Below are 17,812 nucleotides of genomic sequence, written 5' to 3' on the forward strand. Positions count from 1 at the left end.
CGCGCCGCTACCGCAGCGATTCGATCCGACCGGCGAGCATCGCCGTCCACTCCGCGATGTACTGCTCGTCAGGCATACCCGCTGCCGGCCCCTGGAACACGGTGCTCGTGACACGTTGTCCATGGAGCGCGTTCACTCCGACCGCGGCGATGGCCGCGGCATCTTGTTGGCTGATTGTGGGGACCCAACCGGTCACCCAGTCGGCGAGTTCGGCGTAGAGCCCGTCGAACAATGCCGCGTAGGCGTCGGTGAGTCGAGCCGACTGACCCGACGGAATGTGGGACGCAATCCGGAGCAGTTGGGTTTCCTCGTCGAGCACAGTCAGGACGTACCGACCGAGCATGGTCAGTTCGCTGCGGAGGTCGCCGAGCCCGGCGAATAGTTTGCGCATATCGCGCATGGCCTGGCGGCGGTCCAGCTGCCGGTCGATGCCGGCCTCCAGCAGCGCCTCTTTCGATTTGAAGTGGTGATAGAGGGCGCCCGATCCCGGCGCGAGGCCCGCCGCAGCTTCGATCTGCGCGACGCTGGTTGCCTGGTAGCCCTGCTCACCGAAGAGTCGCATCGCCTCGGTAACCAGCCGTTCTCGAGTTGGCGTTGCCGGCATTGACCGCTCCCCAAGTGTTCACTTAGTATCGACAAGTGAATACTTTAGCGGTTCTGTCAACGGGCCGCTAGGAGGCCGTCATGGGAGACCCGGTACCTCGCGGGAGGCTCCGCCGCACTATGCCGCTGGCGGGCTTCACCGCCCGTGCCGCCGGCGGGCGGATGGTTGCCGCGCTGCGCGAGAAGACCGGCGACGCCGGCGCCATTGAACGGTTCCATGAACGGACCGCCGAGCGATACACGGAGTTGCTGGGTCATTCCAAGGGCGTGCTGATGAAGGCCGGCCAGATGCTGTCGATGGTGGACGCCACAGCTATTGGGAATGGCGGGTTTTCGCCGTATCAGGCTGCACTCACCCGGTTGCAGGCGGATGCGCCACCGATGGATCCAGCTTTGGCTAAAGACGTGGTGCAGGTAGACTTCGGGCGACCCGTCAGCGAGGTGTTCGCTGAGTTTGCCGACGAGCCGATGGCAGCCGCCTCCATCGGACAGGTCCACCGTGCGGTGCTGCACGACGGCCGCGAGGTAGCGGTCAAGATTCAGTATCCCGGTGCGGCCGAGGCAATCCGCGACGATCTGGCCAATACCGAACTACTCGCGACGTTCCTGCGGTTCGCTGTCTCGGCGTCGGGTAACGCGATGGCGGCCAATCCACGGCAGATGACCCGCGAGATCGCCGTCGGCATCGCCCAAGAAATCGACTACCGTCACGAGGCCGCCAACATCACCGCGTTCAGTGAGCTCTACCGCGACCACCCATTTATCCGCATCCCGGAAGTCATCGCCGAAGCATCCGGTGGTCGGGTGCTCACCATGACTTACCTCGACGGAATAGATTGGGCCGCTGCGCAACAGGCCGACCAGGAACTCAAGAACACCTGGGCCGAGGTGATTATGCGATTCGCTTACGGTTCGTACCGGCACGGGAACCTGCTCAACGTCGATCCGCACCCCGGCAACTACTGTTTCGGTCCAGACGGCAGCGTCGGATTCGTCGACTTCGGCTGCGTCAAGGTGCTGCCCGAACGTGTGCGCCGCTCATTCATCGCGATGGTGCGCGCAACAGTTGACGGACGCAAGCAGGACGTGCGCGACCTGATGGTCGAGTTGGGTTACTTCGCAGAAGATTCCACGCTATCTGCGGACGAGGCATACCAGTGGATGGCGGAACTCTCCCACGAGGTCCTGGGACCGCAGCCGGTCACCGCCACGCACGACAGCCCGCAGCGCTACATCCGCGCCTTGATCGATCTCCGCCCGCCCAATCACCCCGGTCGTCGCCTTTCTGCTCCCGACGACCTGGTGTTCTTCCCCCGAATTGTGCTCGTCATGGCTCCTATATTTGCCGCGCTGGACGCCACCTTCCACTCCCGCTCGATATTGGACGACCTAGACGGCGTCGCCGAACCGGCAACACCGTTGGGCAAACTGCACGATGCCTGGGTACGTGAACGTGACCTGCCGTACGGATTGGAACCCCATGAATAATCAGGTGCCGCATGGGCGGATTCGCCGCACTATGCCGTTAGCCGGCTTTACCGCACGCGCAGCCGGTGGACGAATAGTTGCCGCACTGCGGGAGAAGTCCGGCGACGCCGATGCCGTACAACGCTTCCACGAGCGGACGGCCGAGCGGTACACCGAGCTACTTGGTCACTCAAAGGGCGTGCTGATGAAAGCCGGCCAGATATTCTCGATGATCGACGGCAACTCCATTGGAAATGGCGAACTCTCGCCCTATCAGAAAGCACTGACTCGACTGCAAGCCGATGCGCCGCCCATGGATCCAGCACTGGCCAGAGCAGTGCTGCAGGCCGATCTCCGCCGACCTGTCGGTGAGTTGTTCGCCGAGTTCACAGACGAACCCATGGCCGCGGCATCCATCGGACAGGTCCACCGAGCGGTGTTGCGTGACGGTCGCGAAGTAGCGGTGAAGATTCAATACCCGGGCGCCGCAGAGGCGATCCGCGCCGATTTGGCGAATACCGAACTGCTGGCGACGTTCTTCCGCCTCGCGTCCTCGGCGTCGGGCACCGCGGCGCCCGACCTACGGCAGGCTACGCACGAGATCTCCGCGCGCATCTGCGAGGAACTCGATTACCGCCGTGAGGCCGCCAACATCACCGCGTTCAGCGACCTCTACCACGATCATCCCTTCATTCGGGTACCAGAGGTCATCTACGAAGCATCCGGCGACCGGGTGCTCACCATGACGTATCTCGACGGACTGGACTGGGCCGCGGCGCAACACGCGGAGCAAGAACTCAAGGACGTTTGGGCAGAGGTCATCTGGCGTTTCGCCATGGGATCCTACCGGCATGCGAACCTGTTCAATGCCGATCCCCATCCTGGGAACTACTGCTTCGGTTTGGACGGCACGGTCGGATTCGTCGACTTCGGCTGTGTCAAGGTCTTCCCCGAGCGCACGCGTCGCGTAATTGCTGAGATGGACCGCGCAATTCTTGACGGACGCAAGCGCGAAACGCGCGATCTGCTGGCTGAATTGGGTTATTCCACAGATAATTCCACGCTCAGCACCGACGAGTTGTATCAATGGATGGCCGAGCTTTTCTACGAGGGGCTGGCACCCCAGCCGGTCACCTTTACTCAGGACACCGCACGACGTGCCATTCGCGGCCTGATTGATATCCGCTCACCCGACCACCCTCTTCGTCGCGTATCGATTGCCGACGAGTTGGTCTTCTTTTCGCGAATCAATTTCGGCATCAACATGATATTCGCCAGGCTCGGAGCCACCGTTCACGTGCGCTCGATTATCGACGACTCGGACGGCGTCGCCGAGCCGATCACACCGCTAGGAAAGCAACACGATGCCTGGGTACGCGAACGGGGCCTGCCGTACGGATTGGAGCCGCATGACCACCCCTAGCACCACAGCGCCGCGCCTTCCGTGGGACGCGAAAGACCCTTACCCGTTTTATGAGGAACGCCGCCGCGACGGCGATGTGGTGTGGGACGAAACCGCCCAAGCCTGGCTCGTTCTCGGCTACGACGCCGCACGAGAAGTGCTGGGCGGATCGGGATGGACCAGCAATCCGCTGGCAAACCCGAGTGCCCGTGCGGTGATCGATTCCATGGGCGCTGATCTGGTTGAGCGGTCCATGCTGTTCGCCGACGGGGCCAATCACGACCGGCTGCGCGGATCGGTACGCGACGTGTTCACCCGATCCTTCATCACAGGTCTTACCGCTGGCGTGGAAGCGATCGCGTCGGCAGTAATCGGTCACCCGCCCGCGGCAACGGTATTCAACTTCATGTCCGATATCGCCTTGCCGCTGCCAATCGCTGTTGCCAGCGAGTGGCTCGGCCTTGATCCCGACAGTTCGCGGCTACTACGTGAACAATCGCCGGCGATTATCCGGATGCTCGGTACGCTCGCGGATGCGGACGATGTAGCCGCTGGCGCAGCGGCTTCCGCAGCGTTGGTGACCGAGTTTCTTCCCCTTGCGGCCGATCGTCGCTCGAACCCAGGCGATGACCTGCTCAGCTTCATTGCGTCCGACCCGGAACTACAGCTCGACGACGTCGTCATCACCGCGATCCTCATCGCCGTCGCGGGCCATGAAACCACCGCGAATCTGCTTGGGGCTGCCACGATTCGACTTCTCGCCGTCGAGCCACATGACGCCCCTGCCGTCGACTCGTCGCTAGTCACCGAGCTGCTCCGGCTCGATGGTCCGGTGCAGGCAACGGCACGTACCGCAACCGAGGATCATCGCATTGGTGGCGTCGACATAGCTCGCGGCCAGCAAGCCGTGGTTGTTGTCGCAGCCGCCAATCGTGATCCAGCCGTCTTCGACGAACCCGGCCAGTTCCGACCCGACCGCACCGGCCCGGCGCCGCTGTCCTTCGGATACGGCGCGCACTACTGCCTCGGAGCGGCCTTGGCGCGCCTGGAAACCACCATGGCGCTGCGTGAAATTATTGCCCGCCAACCGGTTTTGGCCGGCCCGGTCACCTGGCGGGACACCACCGCAATCCGCGGCCCACTCGACGTCCCGATGACGTTCCGAGAATGAGCAAGCTGTACCGCTATCGGGTGTCGCGTCACGTGGCCGCCAACCCGCAAGTTGTGTGGAATGTCGTATCCGACCACGCCCGCATGGCCGAGTGGACCCCCTTCCGCAGGTCCGCGGTCGAAAAACCCGGCGAACCGGACCCGAACGGAACCGGGGCTGTGCGTGCGCTCTACCTGGCGGGACCCCCGACGCGAGAACGGATTATCGAGTTCGAACCGCCGCGGCGGCTAAGGTACATGCTGCTGTCCGGGTTGCCTTTTCGTGACTACATCGGCGAGGTCACAGTCGAGCCCGACGGGACAGGCACCCGGCTCACCACTGAACTCGCCTTCCGAACACGCATTCCCGGCTCGCAGATCTTTGGGCCGATCGCGATTCGACTCGGGACGCGCGGAGCTGCCCGGCTGGCCGAAAAGCGGGCGAAGACTCAATCGTGAAGTTCACCACTGCAAACGGTGACAGCGTGCCCGGTCAGGATGACGTCATCGCCGTCGAGCCTGATGCGCAGCCAGCCACCGCGAGGTGAGGCTTGTTCGGCGAGCAATTCGGTGACTCCCAGGCGCTCAGACCAAAAGTTGGCCAGGGTGCAGTGCGCGGATCCGGTGACGGGATCTTCCGGGATTCCCGAACCGGGGGCGAAGACGCGGCTGACAATGTCTGCGTTGCCGTCGCCCCTTGCGGAGACGATCACCGCGCGGGCAGCGACAGTAGCCAGTGCCGCAAGGTCGGGACGCAGCCCTCGGACTTCTCCAGCCGAGGCCGCTTCCACCAGCACGTCCGTACGTCCGCGCCAGATCGACCGCAGCGTGACTCCCGGCAGCCCGGCTGTTAACTCGGCGCAGGGCGGCTCTGGAATTACCGGGTCAGCGGGAAAGGTCATGCTGATCGCACCGCTGGGCCTAACACGGCAGGCCAGCACCCCGCTTCGAGTGTGGAAAACCCGGGCGCCGCCGAGGATGTGTGCGCTGGCCAGGGTCGCGTGTCCGCACAACGTCAATTCGGTGGTGGGACTGAACCAGCGCAGTCCCATGTTCGACAGATCTACGAACGCCGTTGCGGGATGGTTGAATTCGGTGGCGACGAGTTGCATCCAACCCGGGTCGGCCGGCTCATCGAGCAATACCACACCAGCGGGATTGCCGCGGAACATCTCCTGGGTGAATGCATCAACCACAAAAACCGATGCCATGTCAGGTATTTTCGGCAAGCTCCGCGAGCCGGTCCAGCGATGCCAGCAGCCTCTCGGGCGTGGTGCGGCGCGCGCGTGGCAGGCGGTTCTTGTCCGTCAATCGGGACCAATCGTAGGTGTGAGTCACCCGAGTGTGGGTTTCGTCGATAGGTTCGAGCTCCCAACGCCACAGGTGCCCCGGTGGTCGCCGGCCCGGCTCGGATGGCCGCCAGGCGATGCGACGGCCCTCTTCGAACTCCACGACGTGGTTCTCGCGGATAGTGCCGAGCGTGAGCTTCATCTCGAAAACATCCCCGACACGTCGAACACGCTGTGCTGCAACGGCTTCGGCCAGATTGTCGTTGCCGTCCCACCGCGGTTGTTGGGACGGATCGGCAATCAACTCGAAGATGCGTGCCGCCGGAGCCGCTATGTCGCGGCTGGCGCTCACCACCCGGGAGGCTTCCACGCTTTTCATCCTCTCCGATAAGACGCCAGATACGGCGGCAGCCCGACTGCCGCGTCGAGATCATCGGCCGGCACCGGATCGCCCGCGGCCAGGGTCAGCGGCACGACTCCCGCCCAATGCGGCAGCGCGGTGTCCTCGGCGTCGTCGACCGGTCCACCGCCGCGAACCTTTGCCGAAACCTCGACGAGATCGACCGCGAGCACAGCGGTTGCAGCGAGTTCACGGGCGTTCGGCGGTCTGCTGTCGGCGGCGCGCCCGGGCGCAACGTGGTCGAGAAGGGCCTCCAAAGCCCGCAGCTTCTCCTGCCGGTCGCTGACCAGGCGTGCCGTGCCATGCACGACGACCGAGCGGTACTGCAGCGAGTGGTGCAGCGCCGCGCGCGCCAGCACCAGCCCGTCGACCAGGGTGACCGTGACGCAGACCGGAACACCCGACGGCGACGCGGCCAGCATCGGGCTGCTGCCCGTCGACCCGTGCAGATACAGGATCTCCCCCAGCCGCGCATGCGTCGTCGGCAACACCACCGGGTGGTCCACGTTCAGGTAGCCGACGTGACAGATCAGGGCCTCGTCAAGGATGCGGTGGACCGTCTCACGGTCGTAGCAGGCACGTTCGCGATACCGGGTGGGGGTGCTGCGCGGGGTGGCTGGGTAGCTCACGGTTGCCTCGACTTTTGTAGTAGTACATACTGATTTATGTGCCAGTACGATACACGATACGGGGAACGGGCGCCGAGGCAATAGCGACCAGCGTCGAGGAGGCCATCTCCACCGGCGCGCTGGCGCCCGGGGCAGAACTGCCGCCGATCCGGCAGCTCGCCGCCGAGCTCGGCGTCAACGCCAATACCGTCGCCGCGGCCTATCGGCTGCTGCGCCACCGCGGAGCCGTCGAGACCGCGGGGCGCCGCGGCACGCGGGTGCGCGAACGGCCCGCGACCACGCCCCGATCGCTGCGGGGGGTGGCCGTGCCCGAGGGCGTGCGGGACCTGTCGACCGGCAACCCCGATCCAGCTTTGTTGCCGATCGCCGGGCGCCGGTTCAGCGCGCGGCGCGCCCCGCTGCTGTACGGGGAACCCGCCATGTCGCCCGAGCTGACCGAGTACTCCCAGGCGTCGCTGACCGCCGACGGCGTTCCGGCTGAGCACCTCGCGGCGACCGCCGGGGCGCTCGACGGCATCGAACGGGTACTCGCGGCCCACCTGCGGCCGGGCGATCGAGTGGCGGTCGAAGATCCCGGCTGGGCTAACCTGCTGGATCTGATTGCGGCCCTGGGATTTTCGGTCGAGCCGGTCAGGGTCGACGACGACGGGCCAGTGGTTGCCGACGTGGCTCGCGCGCTGCGCCGCGGCGCCCGTGCGCTGGTAGTGACCACCCGTGCCCAAAACCCCACCGGCGCCGCGGTCTCCGCCGAGCGCGCCGATGAGTTGCGTGACCTGATCCGCGACGAAGACCTGCTGCTGGTCGAGGACGACCACTGCGCCGGTATCGCCGGCGTACCGCTGCACACCCTGGCCGGTTCGACGCCGCATTGGGCGTTCGTGCGGTCGGCGTCCAAGGCGTACGGACCCGATTTGCGGCTGGCAGTGCTCGCCGGCGACCGTCGCACCGTCGAACGTGTGCACGGGCGGCTGCGGCTCGGACCGGGCTGGGTCAGCTACCTGCTGCAGGATCTCGCTGTCGGCATGTGGCGCGACGCGGCGGCGACGCGGCTGGTGCGCAAGGCCGAAGCCACCTACAGCCGCAGCCGGGCGTTGTTGCAGTCGGCGCTTGCCGATCGCGGCGTGGCGTCACACGGCCGCTCTGGGCTCAACGTCTGGATCCCGGTGCCGGACGAGACGGTGGTGATCACCCGGTTGCTCGGCGCAGGCTGGGCCGCCGCGCCCGGCAGCCGGTTCAGGGTCGGCACACCACCTGGAATCCGCCTGACAATCTCGGATCTCGTTGCGGCTGAGGTCGATTCGCTCGCGGATGCCGTCGCCGAGGCAATCCACGCCGTCGGGCGGGCCAGCGTCTAGGGTCGCAGTATGACGACGCCTGCGCGCTCACGGTTTGTTGACGGGGTATTGATTGGTTTCGGGGTGTATTCGACGCTCCTCGGGTTGTTCATGCTGGTAGCTCCCGGGGTATTCTTCGACACCCTCGGCGCGTTCGGGTCGCGCAACAACCACTACATCTTCGACAACGCCTCCTTCGAGTTACCGCTGGGCCTGCTGCTGCTCGCAGCGGTGCGATGGCGGACGTGGCAGGTGCCGGCATTGGCGTTCGCAACGCTGCACTGGGCGCTGCATTCGCTCAGCCACATCGTCGACACCGGCCATGCCGACGGCAGGCTGGTCGGCGTGTTCGAGTTCATCGGGCTGGCGCTCGGCACGACGCTGCTCGCAGTCGCCCTGCGCACCGCGGCGACCGCGACCAAGCAGACCAGGCCTACCCCTTAGGCCGCCACACCCCGAATCGGTTGCCCTGCGGGTCTTGCAGATGGGCGAACTCGAGTGGGCCGTTGTCGGTCAACGGCACCACCACCGTCGCGCCGAGCTCCGACGCCTTGTCGACGGTGGCCTGCACGTCGTCGACCTGGACATAGAAGATCGCCCATGACCCGCCGCCGGTCTTCGAGCTGTCCCACACCCCACCCTTGTCGCCGTCGATCATCCGGTAGTCGCCGGAGTCACCGATGTCCCAGCCGAACAACCCGCCATAGAAACCGCGCGTCGCGTCGGCGTCGGGAGTACCGACCTCGAAATAATTCACAACATTGGCCATGTCTCGCCGTCCCTTCGCTTAACGATGTGGACCAACGACAGAAGTATTGCGCCAGGGTCCGACAAACGGTCAGGCCGACTTGAAGCTGCCGTCGAGGACCTGCAGATGCCCGATCGTGCGCCCCGTGACGGCGCCCGCGTCCACCAAAGCCAACTCCACCGCCGCCCGCGCGAACTCCTCGGCCGTCGCCACCTCGTCGAACTCGCGGGCGTAGTACGAAAGTCCGGGCGTCAGAATCGGTTTGGACGGCGACAGCGCGTTGACCGCGATGTTGCGGTCCTGCAGGTCGTAGGCCGCACACCAGGTCAGGTGCTCCAGCGCGGCCTTGGATCCGCCGTAGCCGGGCAGGACGCCGCCGCTGCGGTCGGCATACGGCCCGTCGCCGGGTAGCCGGGACGCGATCGAGGTGACGTTGATGATCGACCCGTAACCCGCATCGATCATGTCGGGGCACACCAGTTGGATGAGTTCGTATGCGGCGAACACCGAGATCTCGAAGTGCCGCCGATACGCGCCCAGCGGCGTGCCGAGCAGCGGCGGCCAGCCCGGTTTGGCAGCACTCGCAGCCTTGGGCTTGGCCTGGCCGCCGGCTCGAGGTGGCCGGCCTGGTGCGGTGAACGCCGCGTTGTTGACCAGAATCATGATGGGGCCCAACGCTTCTCGTGATTCATCGACAAGCCGGGTGATGTCCTCGGCCTCGAGCAGGTCGGCGCGCACCGCGACGGCCCGGCCGCCGGCCGCTTCGATGTCGGCGACGGTCTCGCCGATGGTGCCGGGCAGCCGCTGGTCCCACACCTGTTCGGTGCGCCCGACCACCGCCGCCACGCCCTCGGCGGCGAGCGCCAGCGCGATCGCCCGGCCCAGGCCGCGGCTGGCGCCGGTGACGATCGCCGCCCGCCCGTCGAGCCGGCCCGTCACCGTTGCTCCTGGCGGTGACCCGCGGCGCCCGGCTGCGCCGCGCTTGCGATCACCGCGGACACCCCGTGCACCAGGATCGCCGCGGTCTGATCCACCCACGCGTCGTCGAGCTCTTCATCTGGGCGCAACAGCAGCCGCAATAGCGTCGCGCCGCCGATCAATTCGACCAACCGGTCCGGGTCCACGTCCGGATGCACCTCCCCGCGCTCGACGGCTTCGGCCAGCCGCAGCCGCACCGCGGTGAACAGGTCCGCAAACCGCGACACCACCCTGGTGTTGAGCTCGGAGTCGGCGGTCATATCGGCGACCAGCCCGGGCAGCGCGGCACGCACCACCGGGCTGGTGAACACGTCGCGGGCGGCGGCGATCATGGCCCGCACATCGGCGGCGATGTCACCGCCCGGGCCCGTCAGCGCGGTGGGCGCCACCGGGAACGCCGCCTCGTGCACCAGCTCGGCCTTGCTCGACCAGCGCCGGTACAGCGCCGTCTTGGTGGTCCCGGCCCGCTCGGCGACCGCGGCCAGGGTGAGGTTCGAATATCCGATTTGCACAAGCAGTTCCGCGGTCGCCGCCAATATGGCAGCGTCGATACGCGGATCCCGCGGCCGCCCGGCGGCCGGGGCCTTGTCAACCGTGGACTGGTCTGCTTTCATAACGCTACCCATCGTATCGTAATTGCCGGAGGCGCTCGTGGCCAACCAACCAGCAGTCGAAGACGTCGGCAGACTCCAGCGGTCCAGCCGCGACGTCAGCACAGTGCCGGCGGTGATGGCGCAGTGGCTCGCCACCGTGCTACCCGCGACCCCGCAGGTCACCGTCGAAAGCGGCGTCGACGCCACCGGCATGTCGTCGGAGACCATCATCCTGACCGGCCGCTGGGAAGACCAAGAACAGCGCTGGGTCGCGCGAGTGGCGCCGACCGCCGAGGACGTGCCGGTGTTCCCGTCGTACCGCCTCGACCATCAATTCGAAGTGATGCGACTGGTCGGCGAACTCACCGATGTGCCCGTCCCGCGGGTGCGCTGGATCGAGACCACCGGCGACGTGCTCGGCAAGCCGTTCTTCCTGATGGATTACGTCGACGGCGTGGTGCCCCCCGACGTGATGCCATACACGTTCGGCGGCAACTGGTTTGCCGATGCGCCCGCCGAGCGGCAGCGCGAACTGCAGGACGCGACCGTCGAGGTGCTGGCCCAGCTGCATTCGATTCCCAACCCGGAGAAGACTTTTGGGTTCTTGTCCGAAGGCGACGGCACCGCACTGCGCCGGCATTTCGACTGGGTGCGGTCCTGGTACGACTTCGCGGTGCCCGACATCGGCCGCTCGCCGCTGCTGGAACGCACCTTCGACTGGCTGGAAGCCCATTGGCCTCGCGAGGAGAGCGAGCCGGTCCTGTGCTGGGGCGACGCGCGGGTGGGCAACGTGCTCTACCGCGACTTCAAGCCGGTGGCAGTACTCGACTGGGAGATGGTGACGCTAGCGCCGCGTGAGCTGGACGTCGCGTGGATGATCTTCGCGCACATGGTTTTCCAGGAACTCGCCGGGCTGGCGGGGTTACCGGGGCTGCCGGATGTGATGCGTGAGGACGACGTCCGCGCCACCTACCAGCGGCTCACAGGAGTGGAAGTCGGTGACCTGCACTGGTTTTACGTGTACTCGGGTGTGATGTGGGCGTGCGTGTTCATGCGCACCGGCGCCCGCCGGGTGCATTTCGGCGAGGTCGAAAGACCCGACGACGTCGAATCGCTGTTCTACCACGCCGCATTGATGAAAAGACTTATAGGAGAAGGGTAATGCTCGGACCGCTCGACGAATTTCCGGTTCACCAGATTCCGCAGCCGATCGCGTGGCCGGGGTCGTCGGACCGCAACTTCTACGACCGCTCGTACCTCAACGCCCACGACCGCACCGGCGACATCTTCCTGATCACCGGGATCGGCTACTACCCCAACCTCGGGGTCAAGGATGCGTTCGTGCTGATCCGCCGCGGCGATACCCAGACCGCGGTGCACCTCTCCGACGCCATCGACCAGGACCGGCTCAACCAGCACGTCGGCGGCTACCGGGTCGAGGTCAGCGAGCCGCTGCGCAAGCTGCGCGTGGTCCTGGAGGAAACTGAGGGCATCGCCGTCGATTTGGCCTGGGAAGGGCTGTTCGACGTCGTGCAGGAGCAGCCGCATCTGATGCGCTCCGGTAACCGGGTGACGCTGGACGCGCAGCGGTTCGCCCAGCTGGGCACCTGGAGCGGGCGGATCGTGGTGGACGGCGAGGAGATCGCCGTCGACCCCGCCACCTGGATCGGCAGCCGGGACCGGTCCTGGGGCATCCGGCCGATCGGCGAACCGGAACCGGCCGGCCGGCCGGCGGATCCGCCGTTCGAGGGCATGTGGTGGCTGTATGTGCCGATGGCGTTCGACGACTTCGCCGTCGTGATGATCATCCAGGAGGCACCCGACGGGTTCCGCTCGCTCAACGACTGCACCCGGATCTGGCGCGACGGCCGCGTCGAGCAGCTGGGCTGGCCGCGCGTGACCACCCGTTACCGCTCCGGCACCCGGATCCCGACCGGGGCGACCATCGAGGCCAGCCGCCCCGACGGCACACCGGTGCATTTCGAGGTCGAGTCCAAGCTGCCGGTGCCCATCCATGTCGGCGGCGGCTACGGCGGCGACTCGGACTGGCTGCACGGCATGTGGAAGGGCGAAAAGTTCACCGAGCGGCTGACCTACGACATGACCGACCCGGCGATCGTCGCGCGCTCCGGCTTCGGGGTGATCGACCATGTGGGCCGGGCTGTGTGCCGCGACGGCGATTCGGAGCCGGTCGAGGGCTGGGGGCTCTACGAACACGGCGCGCTGGGCCGCCACGACCCGTCCGGCTTCAAAGACTGGCTGGCCGTGGCGCCTTAAAAGCATCGAATGTGGACTTGATATACGTTTTTCGCGAAAAACCGTGCGATAAGTCCACATTCGACGGTAGTGATGAGGTATGGAGTCCGTCGACGTCGTCATCGTGGGGGCCGGGTTTGCCGGGCTCACCGCCGCCCGCGAGCTCAAGCGCCTCGGACACGACGTGCTGGTGCTCGAGGGCCGCGACCGGGTGGGAGGGCGTTCGCACACCGGCCATGTCGCGGGCATCCCGGTCGACATGGGCGGTACCTTCGTCGGCCCGACGCAGGATGCAGTACTGGCGCTGGCGGCCGAGCTCGGCATCGAGACCGTCCCGACCTACCACGACGGCGCCAACCTGATCCGGTGGCGCGGCATGATCCGCCCTTACCAAGGCACCATCCCCCGGCTATCGCTGGGCGGCCTGCTCGACATCGGAAGGGTGCGTTGGCAATTCGAACGCATCGCCCGGCAGGTCCCGCTGACCGAGCCGTGGACCGTGCGTCGCGCCGAGCGGCTGGACAGCCAGTCGCTGGGCGAGTGGCTGCGCTCGGTGCACACCGGCGCCACCGCACGCGATCTGCTCGCCATCATGGCGCGAGTGACTTGGGGGTGCGAGCCCGACGACGTGTCGATGCTGCACGCCGCGCGCTACGTGCACGCCGCGGGCGGCCTGGACCGCCTCCTCGACGTGGAAAACGGTGCACAGCAAGACCGTTTCGCCGCCGGCACCCAGCAGATCGCCGACGCTATGGCAGCCGAACTCGGCGACCGGGTGGTGCTGGACGCCGCGGTGCGCCGCATCGACCACGACGGCGGTGTGACCGTTATCAGCGAAAAAGGCCGCAGTGACGCCAAATTCGCCATCGTCGCGATTCCACCCGAGCACCGCGCGCACATCGAGTTCACTCCCCCGCTGCCCGCCGAATACCACCACCTCGCCAAAACCTGGCCGCAGGGCCGGCTTTCCAAGGCGTATGCGGCCTACCCGACGCCGTTTTGGCGGGCTGACGGGTTCTCCGGCCAAGCGCTGTCCGACGAGGGCCCGGTGTTCATCACCTTCGACGTCAGCCCGCAGCCGGACGGGCCGGGCATTCTGCTGGGGTTCGTCGACGCCCGCAGCTTCGACCAGCTGCCCGCCGATCAGCGCCGAGAAAGCGCGCTGGGCTGTTTCGCCAAGCTGTTCGGCGAGGAGGCGCTCAAACCGCTCGACTACACCGACCATCGTTGGGGCGCAGAACAATTCGCGCCCGGCGGCCCGACCGCAGCGGTACCGCCGGGGTCGTGGACGCGGTACGGGCCGTGGTTGCGCCGTCCGGCGGGCCCGATCCACTGGGCCGGCACCGAAACCGCCGACGAGTGGACCGGCTTTCTGGACGGCGCGGTGCGCTCCGGGCAGCGGGCTGCTGCGGAGGTCGCCGCGCGGTTACGAGCTGATCCGTCGGTCGCCCGAAACTAGTTCGGCAAGCGCCCGCAACTCGCGGTTGACGTCGTCGGGGCGTTCCAGCATTGCGCAGTGGCCGCCGGGCAGTACGACGAGCCCGACGAGATTCGGTGCGGCCGCGGCGATCCGGCGCGACTGGCTCAGCGGCGTGAGCCGGTCGCGTTCGCTGCCGATCACGAGCGTCGGGACCGTCAAACCCGACAGATTGATGTGCCGCGAACCCAGCGAGTCGACCAGCGCCTTGCCGCAACCACCGCGCACCGCCGGCGAAGTGGTGTCGAACAGCTCGTAGATCAGTGCGCCGACCTCGGGATCGGCATCGGCACCGACCGCCAGCAGTGAAACCATCTCGCGGCTGGCGCGCCGCACCGCGGGCGGCACCGTGAACGAACCGAAGATGCTGACCAGTGCACGCCCGCCCAGCACCCGGACCGCGGCGAACGGCGCCGGCACAGGCAGGAACCGCACCTCGCGCAGCAGGTCACCGGTGGTGGTGTTGACCAGAGCGACGGCGTCGGCGCGCTGGGCCACTTTATGGCGGTAGCGCTCCGACCAGGCGGCAATCGCGATGCCGCCCATCGAGTGTCCCGCGATCAGCGCACGCTCGCCCGGCGCGAGGGTGGCCTCGAGCACCGCATCGACGTCGGAGGCCAGATGGTGCAGACCGTAATTCCCGCGCGGCGGAATGCCGCTGCGTCCGTGGCCACGATGGTCGAACGCGATCACCCGGTAGTCGCCGGCCAATTCGGCGATCTGGTAAGCCCATACCCGGATGGCGCAGGTGATGCCGTGCGAAAGTACAATGGGGTAGCCATCTTCGGGACCGAACACCTCGGTGTGCAGGCGAGTGCCGTCGGGGGCGCGCACCAAAACCTCGCGGCTCGGCGGCAATTCGGCGGGTATGCGCGCAGAAGGGCGGGGCGGTTGTCGAGAACCCATCGCTGCTCCCCTCCCGTGCAGCCAGCGCCGCACCACCCAGTCTACCGAGTGGCGCGGCGGCTTCCGGACACCAAAACCCGGTGTCTAGGCGGTCTGTCGACGGTCGGCGTCCACCCTACCGAACACCATCTGCTCGTCAATGGGCCGCAACCGATGGTCGATCACGTCGCGCAGGAAGTGGTGGCTGACCACCCACGGGCGCCGGGTTCCCGACTTCGGCAGCACATCCAGTGCACGTAACACGTAGCCGGCCTGCAGGTTGAGCGTCGGCTGCTCGGGCATATCAGTGTCGCCGAGGTGCGGATAGGCGTGCGTGTAGCCGTGAACCCTCATGTGCTCCAACAGCTTTGCGACCGATTGGGCGGTCAGGTCGGCGCCCAGGGTCCACGACGCGTTCGTGTAGCCCACACACCACGCCATGTTGGGGACGTCGTCGAGCATGTGGCGCTTGTAGACGAATCGGTCGTGCGGGTTGATCTTTTCGCCGTCGAGGCTGACGGTGATTCCGCCCAGCGCCTGCAATTGCAGGCCCGTCGCGGTGATGATGACGTCGGCGTCGAGGTGCCGCCTGGACTTGCAGACAATGCCGGTGGCGTCGACGTTCTCGATGTGATCGGTGACGATTTCGACGCTGCCGTCGCTGATCAGCTTGTACAGGTCGGCGTCGACGATGAAGCACATCCGCTGATCCCACGGGTCGTAGGGCGGGGTGAAGTGGGTGTCGATGTCGAAGCCCTGCGGCAGATTGCGTTCGGCGATGCGCCGCAACAGTCTCTTCACGTACTCCGGCGCCCGGCGCGACACTTCCCACAGCAGCACACCGACAAGCGCGTTGCGCCAGCGGACGATCCAATGGGCAGCTTTGAGCGGCAACACTTTTCGGGTGAGGACTGCTGTCGGCTCGACCTTCGGTGCGGTGATCATGTATGACGGCGTGCGCTGCAACATCGTCACGTGCGCCGCCTTTTCGGCCAGGGACGGGATCAGGCTGACTGCGGTTGCGCCGCTTCCGATTACCACGCATCGTTTGCCGGTGCAGTCGAGCGTCTCAGGCCAGTGTTGGGGATGGACCACCTCGCCGGTGAAGTCCTCGATGCCAGGGAAGGCCGGCCGGTAAGGGTTGTCGTAGTCGTAGTAGCCGGTGCCGAAGAACACGAACCGGCACTGGTAGGTCTGCTCGTCGCCGTCCTGGTCCGCGCGGATCGTCCACGTGTCGGTGGCGGAATCCCAGTCGGCCGAGCGGACGTAGGTGTTGAACCGGATGTGCTCGGCGATGTGGTGTTTGCGCGCGGTGTCGTCGAGGTACTGCCAGATGTGCGTGCCGTCGACAATCATCTCCGGCCGCGTCCACGGCTCCCACGGGAAGCACAGCGTGTAGATGTCACTGTCCGACCGCACACCCGGGTAGCGGAACAGGTCCCACGTGCCGCCGAGACGCTCCCGTCGTTCCAGGATCGCGAAGCGCAGCGCCGGGTTGCGCTCCCGGATCCGGTAGGCGGCGCCGATACCCGAGATCCCGGCACCGATGATCACCACGTCAAAGAACGCGTCCATGGCTACCAGACTAGGTTCGTCTTGACGGAAAGAGGTGGCGATGCGCGCAGTACAAATTTCCCGGCTCGACGGGCCGGAGGCGGTGCAGGTGGTCGAGCTCGACGAGCCCGGTGGTGACGGCGCCGTCGTCGTCGACGTTCATGCCGCCGGGGTGGCGTTCCCGGACGCGCTGCTGACCCGGGGCCTCTACCAGCACAAACCCGACCCGCCGTTCATTCCGGGCGGCGAGGCCGCCGGCGTGGTGCGCAGCGCCCCCGCCGGTGCGCCGGTGGCCGCGGGTGACCGGGTGGCGGCGCTGACGATGCTCTCCGGCGGCATGGCCGAGGTCATCGCCCTGCCGGCCGAGCAGGTGTTCAAGCTGCCCGACACCGTCTCGCTCGAGGCCGGTGCCGGCCTGTTGTTCAACGACCTGACCGTGCATTTCGCGCTGGCCGAACGCGGCAGGCTGCGCGACGGCGAGACGGTGCTGGTGCACGGCGCGGCCGGCGGCATCGGCACGTCGGCGCTGCGGCTCGCGCCCGCGCTGGGCGCGGCCCGCACCATCGCGGTGGTCAGCACGCCGGAGAAGGCCGACATCGCCCGGGCGGCCGGCGCCACCGATGTGGTGGCAGCCGACGGGTTCAAGGACGCGGTGCGCGAGCTGACCGGCGGGCGCGGCGTGGACATCGTCGTCGACCCGGTCGGCGGGGATCGTGTCACCGACTCGCTGCGGTCACTGGCCCAGGGCGGCCGGCTGCTGGTGATCGGCTTCACCGGCGGCGACATCCCGACTGTGAAGCTGAATCGGTTGCTGCTCAACAACATTGACGCGGTCGGGGTCGGCTGGGGGACGTGGGCGATGTCGCATCCAGGTTCGCTCGAGCGGCAATGGTCGCAGCTCGAGCCGCTGTTGGCCTCGGGTGCCGTGCCGCCGCCACAGCCGGAGGTGTATCCACTGGATCGGGCCGGCGAAGCGATCGCGGCGCTGGAAAACCGCACCGCCAAGGGCAAGGTCGTGCTGCGGATGCGGGTTTAGACTCAGGCGAGG

General features: G+C 66.8%; 19 protein-coding genes. 10 read left to right on the forward strand and 9 right to left on the reverse strand.

Annotated features, from left to right (window positions below; translation table 11 throughout):
* Nucleotides 1-7: 7 nt before the first annotated feature.
* On the reverse strand, nucleotides 8-604 hold the full coding sequence (locus MFM001_RS10240; RefSeq protein ID WP_116375168.1) for a TetR/AcrR family transcriptional regulator: 597 nt from the start codon (nucleotides 602-604) through the stop codon (nucleotides 8-10).
* Between the two features lie 80 nt (nucleotides 605-684).
* On the opposite strand from MFM001_RS10240, the gene MFM001_RS10245 reads away from it, so the two are divergent.
* Genes MFM001_RS10245 through MFM001_RS10260 form a run of 4 tightly spaced genes read left to right on the forward strand, consistent with a single transcriptional unit; the run spans nucleotide 685 to nucleotide 5,080 of the window.
* Nucleotides 685-2,091, forward strand: coding sequence for an AarF/ABC1/UbiB kinase family protein (locus tag MFM001_RS10245; protein WP_116375169.1), 1,407 nt, complete (start codon nucleotides 685-687; stop codon nucleotides 2,089-2,091).
* On the forward strand, nucleotides 2,084-3,493 hold the full coding sequence (locus tag MFM001_RS10250) for an AarF/ABC1/UbiB kinase family protein (protein WP_116375170.1): 1,410 nt from the start codon (nucleotides 2,084-2,086) through the stop codon (nucleotides 3,491-3,493). Before MFM001_RS10245 ends, MFM001_RS10250 begins: the two co-directional genes overlap by 8 nt.
* The gene (locus MFM001_RS10255) at nucleotides 3,480-4,643 is read left to right on the forward strand and encodes a cytochrome P450 (RefSeq protein WP_116375171.1); all 1,164 of its coding nucleotides are present in this window, start codon (nucleotides 3,480-3,482) and stop codon (nucleotides 4,641-4,643) included. The genes MFM001_RS10250 and MFM001_RS10255 overlap by 14 nt, the downstream gene beginning before the upstream one ends.
* Entirely contained in the window at nucleotides 4,640-5,080 is a 441-nt protein-coding gene (locus tag MFM001_RS10260; RefSeq protein WP_116375172.1) for an SRPBCC family protein, read from the forward strand. The genes MFM001_RS10255 and MFM001_RS10260 overlap by 4 nt, the downstream gene beginning before the upstream one ends.
* Here MFM001_RS10260 and MFM001_RS10265 read toward each other — a convergent pair.
* From MFM001_RS10265 to MFM001_RS10275, 3 genes are read right to left on the reverse strand one after another with little or no spacing between them, the layout of a single operon-like run.
* A complete protein-coding gene (locus tag MFM001_RS10265; protein WP_116375173.1) occupies nucleotides 5,071-5,832 on the reverse strand; it encodes a PhzF family phenazine biosynthesis protein in 762 nt (253 codons plus the stop codon). The genes MFM001_RS10260 and MFM001_RS10265 overlap by 10 nt on opposite strands.
* A 1-nt stretch (nucleotide 5,833) precedes the next feature.
* Nucleotides 5,834-6,289 (reverse strand): SRPBCC family protein, encoded by a 456-nt coding sequence (locus MFM001_RS10270; RefSeq protein ID WP_116375174.1) that lies wholly within the window; start codon nucleotides 6,287-6,289, stop codon nucleotides 5,834-5,836.
* Entirely contained in the window at nucleotides 6,286-6,939 is a 654-nt protein-coding gene (locus MFM001_RS10275; protein WP_116375175.1) for a pyridoxamine 5'-phosphate oxidase family protein, read from the reverse strand. Before MFM001_RS10275 ends, MFM001_RS10270 begins: the two co-directional genes overlap by 4 nt.
* Before the next feature lie 38 nt (nucleotides 6,940-6,977).
* Between MFM001_RS10275 and MFM001_RS10280 the strand changes: the two genes are divergently transcribed.
* Both MFM001_RS10280 and MFM001_RS10285 read left to right on the forward strand, forming a co-directional pair.
* Nucleotides 6,978-8,294, forward strand: coding sequence for an aminotransferase class I/II-fold pyridoxal phosphate-dependent enzyme (locus tag MFM001_RS10280; RefSeq protein WP_116375176.1), 1,317 nt, complete (start codon nucleotides 6,978-6,980; stop codon nucleotides 8,292-8,294).
* A gap of 9 nt (nucleotides 8,295-8,303) precedes the next feature.
* Entirely contained in the window at nucleotides 8,304-8,717 is a 414-nt protein-coding gene (locus MFM001_RS10285; RefSeq protein ID WP_116375177.1) for a hypothetical protein, read from the forward strand.
* Here MFM001_RS10285 and MFM001_RS10290 read toward each other — a convergent pair.
* From MFM001_RS10290 to MFM001_RS10300, 3 genes are all read right to left on the reverse strand, one after another.
* Complete coding sequence (locus MFM001_RS10290; RefSeq protein WP_116375178.1) at nucleotides 8,707-9,042, reverse strand: VOC family protein; 336 nt, start codon at nucleotides 9,040-9,042, stop codon at nucleotides 8,707-8,709. The two genes, MFM001_RS10285 and MFM001_RS10290, sit on opposite strands and share 11 nt — an antisense overlap.
* Nucleotides 9,043-9,111: 69 nt before the next feature.
* Nucleotides 9,112-9,960 carry an SDR family NAD(P)-dependent oxidoreductase gene (locus MFM001_RS10295; RefSeq protein WP_116375179.1) on the reverse strand — a complete coding sequence of 283 codons (849 nt, stop codon included), beginning with the start codon at nucleotides 9,958-9,960 and terminating at the stop codon, nucleotides 9,112-9,114.
* Nucleotides 9,957-10,613 carry a TetR/AcrR family transcriptional regulator gene (locus MFM001_RS10300; protein ID WP_116375180.1) on the reverse strand — a complete coding sequence of 219 codons (657 nt, stop codon included), beginning with the start codon at nucleotides 10,611-10,613 and terminating at the stop codon, nucleotides 9,957-9,959. Before MFM001_RS10300 ends, MFM001_RS10295 begins: the two co-directional genes overlap by 4 nt.
* A gap of 37 nt (nucleotides 10,614-10,650) precedes the next feature.
* On the opposite strand from MFM001_RS10300, the gene MFM001_RS10305 reads away from it, so the two are divergent.
* The 3 genes from MFM001_RS10305 (at nucleotide 10,651) to MFM001_RS10315 (ending at nucleotide 14,307) form a co-directional block, all read left to right on the forward strand.
* Nucleotides 10,651-11,754, forward strand: coding sequence for a phosphotransferase family protein (locus MFM001_RS10305; protein WP_116375181.1), 1,104 nt, complete (start codon nucleotides 10,651-10,653; stop codon nucleotides 11,752-11,754).
* Entirely contained in the window at nucleotides 11,754-12,869 is a 1,116-nt protein-coding gene (locus tag MFM001_RS10310) for a hypothetical protein (protein ID WP_116375182.1), read from the forward strand. Before MFM001_RS10305 ends, MFM001_RS10310 begins: the two co-directional genes overlap by 1 nt.
* Nucleotides 12,870-12,948: 79 nt before the next feature.
* Nucleotides 12,949-14,307, forward strand: coding sequence for a flavin monoamine oxidase family protein (locus MFM001_RS10315; RefSeq protein ID WP_116375183.1), 1,359 nt, complete (start codon nucleotides 12,949-12,951; stop codon nucleotides 14,305-14,307).
* Here MFM001_RS10315 and MFM001_RS10320 read toward each other — a convergent pair.
* Entirely contained in the window at nucleotides 14,275-15,231 is a 957-nt protein-coding gene (locus MFM001_RS10320) for an alpha/beta fold hydrolase (protein WP_116375184.1), read from the reverse strand. The genes MFM001_RS10315 and MFM001_RS10320 overlap by 33 nt on opposite strands.
* A gap of 84 nt (nucleotides 15,232-15,315) precedes the next feature.
* Nucleotides 15,316-16,785 carry an NAD(P)/FAD-dependent oxidoreductase gene (locus tag MFM001_RS10325; protein WP_116375185.1) on the reverse strand — a complete coding sequence of 490 codons (1,470 nt, stop codon included), beginning with the start codon at nucleotides 16,783-16,785 and terminating at the stop codon, nucleotides 15,316-15,318.
* A 40-nt stretch (nucleotides 16,786-16,825) separates the two neighbouring features.
* Here MFM001_RS10325 and MFM001_RS10330 point away from each other — a divergent pair, with 40 nt between their 5' ends.
* Nucleotides 16,826-17,800, forward strand: coding sequence for an NADPH:quinone oxidoreductase family protein (locus MFM001_RS10330; protein ID WP_116375186.1), 975 nt, complete (start codon nucleotides 16,826-16,828; stop codon nucleotides 17,798-17,800).
* The last annotated feature ends 12 nt before the right edge of the window (nucleotides 17,801-17,812 follow it).

It is taken from the genome of Mycobacterium sp. MFM001, assembly GCF_003402475.1.
Classification (GTDB): Bacteria; Actinomycetota; Actinomycetes; order Mycobacteriales; family Mycobacteriaceae; genus Mycobacterium.

Bases quoted from the DNA above. Each gene is read 5' to 3' on its own strand.
- MFM001_RS10255 (WP_116375171.1), top strand. From the start codon at position 3,480: ATGACCACCCCTAGCACCACAGCGCCGCGCCTTCCGTGGGACGCGAAA.
- MFM001_RS10330 (WP_116375186.1), top strand. From the start codon at position 16,826: ATGCGCGCAGTACAAATTTCCCGGCTCGACGGGCCGGAGGCGGTGCAG.
- MFM001_RS10310 (WP_116375182.1), top strand. From the start codon at position 11,754: ATGCTCGGACCGCTCGACGAATTTCCGGTTCACCAGATTCCGCAGCCG.
- MFM001_RS10285 (WP_116375177.1), top strand. From the start codon at position 8,304: ATGACGACGCCTGCGCGCTCACGGTTTGTTGACGGGGTATTGATTGGT.
- MFM001_RS10260 (WP_116375172.1), top strand. From the start codon at position 4,640: ATGAGCAAGCTGTACCGCTATCGGGTGTCGCGTCACGTGGCCGCCAAC.
- MFM001_RS10300 (WP_116375180.1), bottom strand. From the start codon at position 10,613: ATGAAAGCAGACCAGTCCACGGTTGACAAGGCCCCGGCCGCCGGGCGG.
- MFM001_RS10315 (WP_116375183.1), top strand. From the start codon at position 12,949: ATGGAGTCCGTCGACGTCGTCATCGTGGGGGCCGGGTTTGCCGGGCTC.
- MFM001_RS10245 (WP_116375169.1), top strand. From the start codon at position 685: ATGGGAGACCCGGTACCTCGCGGGAGGCTCCGCCGCACTATGCCGCTG.
- MFM001_RS10290 (WP_116375178.1), bottom strand. From the start codon at position 9,042: ATGGCCAATGTTGTGAATTATTTCGAGGTCGGTACTCCCGACGCCGAC.
- MFM001_RS10320 (WP_116375184.1), bottom strand. From the start codon at position 15,231: ATGGGTTCTCGACAACCGCCCCGCCCTTCTGCGCGCATACCCGCCGAA.
- MFM001_RS10240 (WP_116375168.1), bottom strand. From the start codon at position 604: ATGCCGGCAACGCCAACTCGAGAACGGCTGGTTACCGAGGCGATGCGA.
- MFM001_RS10270 (WP_116375174.1), bottom strand. From the start codon at position 6,289: ATGAAAAGCGTGGAAGCCTCCCGGGTGGTGAGCGCCAGCCGCGACATA.
- MFM001_RS10250 (WP_116375170.1), top strand. From the start codon at position 2,084: ATGAATAATCAGGTGCCGCATGGGCGGATTCGCCGCACTATGCCGTTA.
- MFM001_RS10325 (WP_116375185.1), bottom strand. From the start codon at position 16,785: ATGGACGCGTTCTTTGACGTGGTGATCATCGGTGCCGGGATCTCGGGT.
- MFM001_RS10265 (WP_116375173.1), bottom strand. From the start codon at position 5,832: ATGGCATCGGTTTTTGTGGTTGATGCATTCACCCAGGAGATGTTCCGC.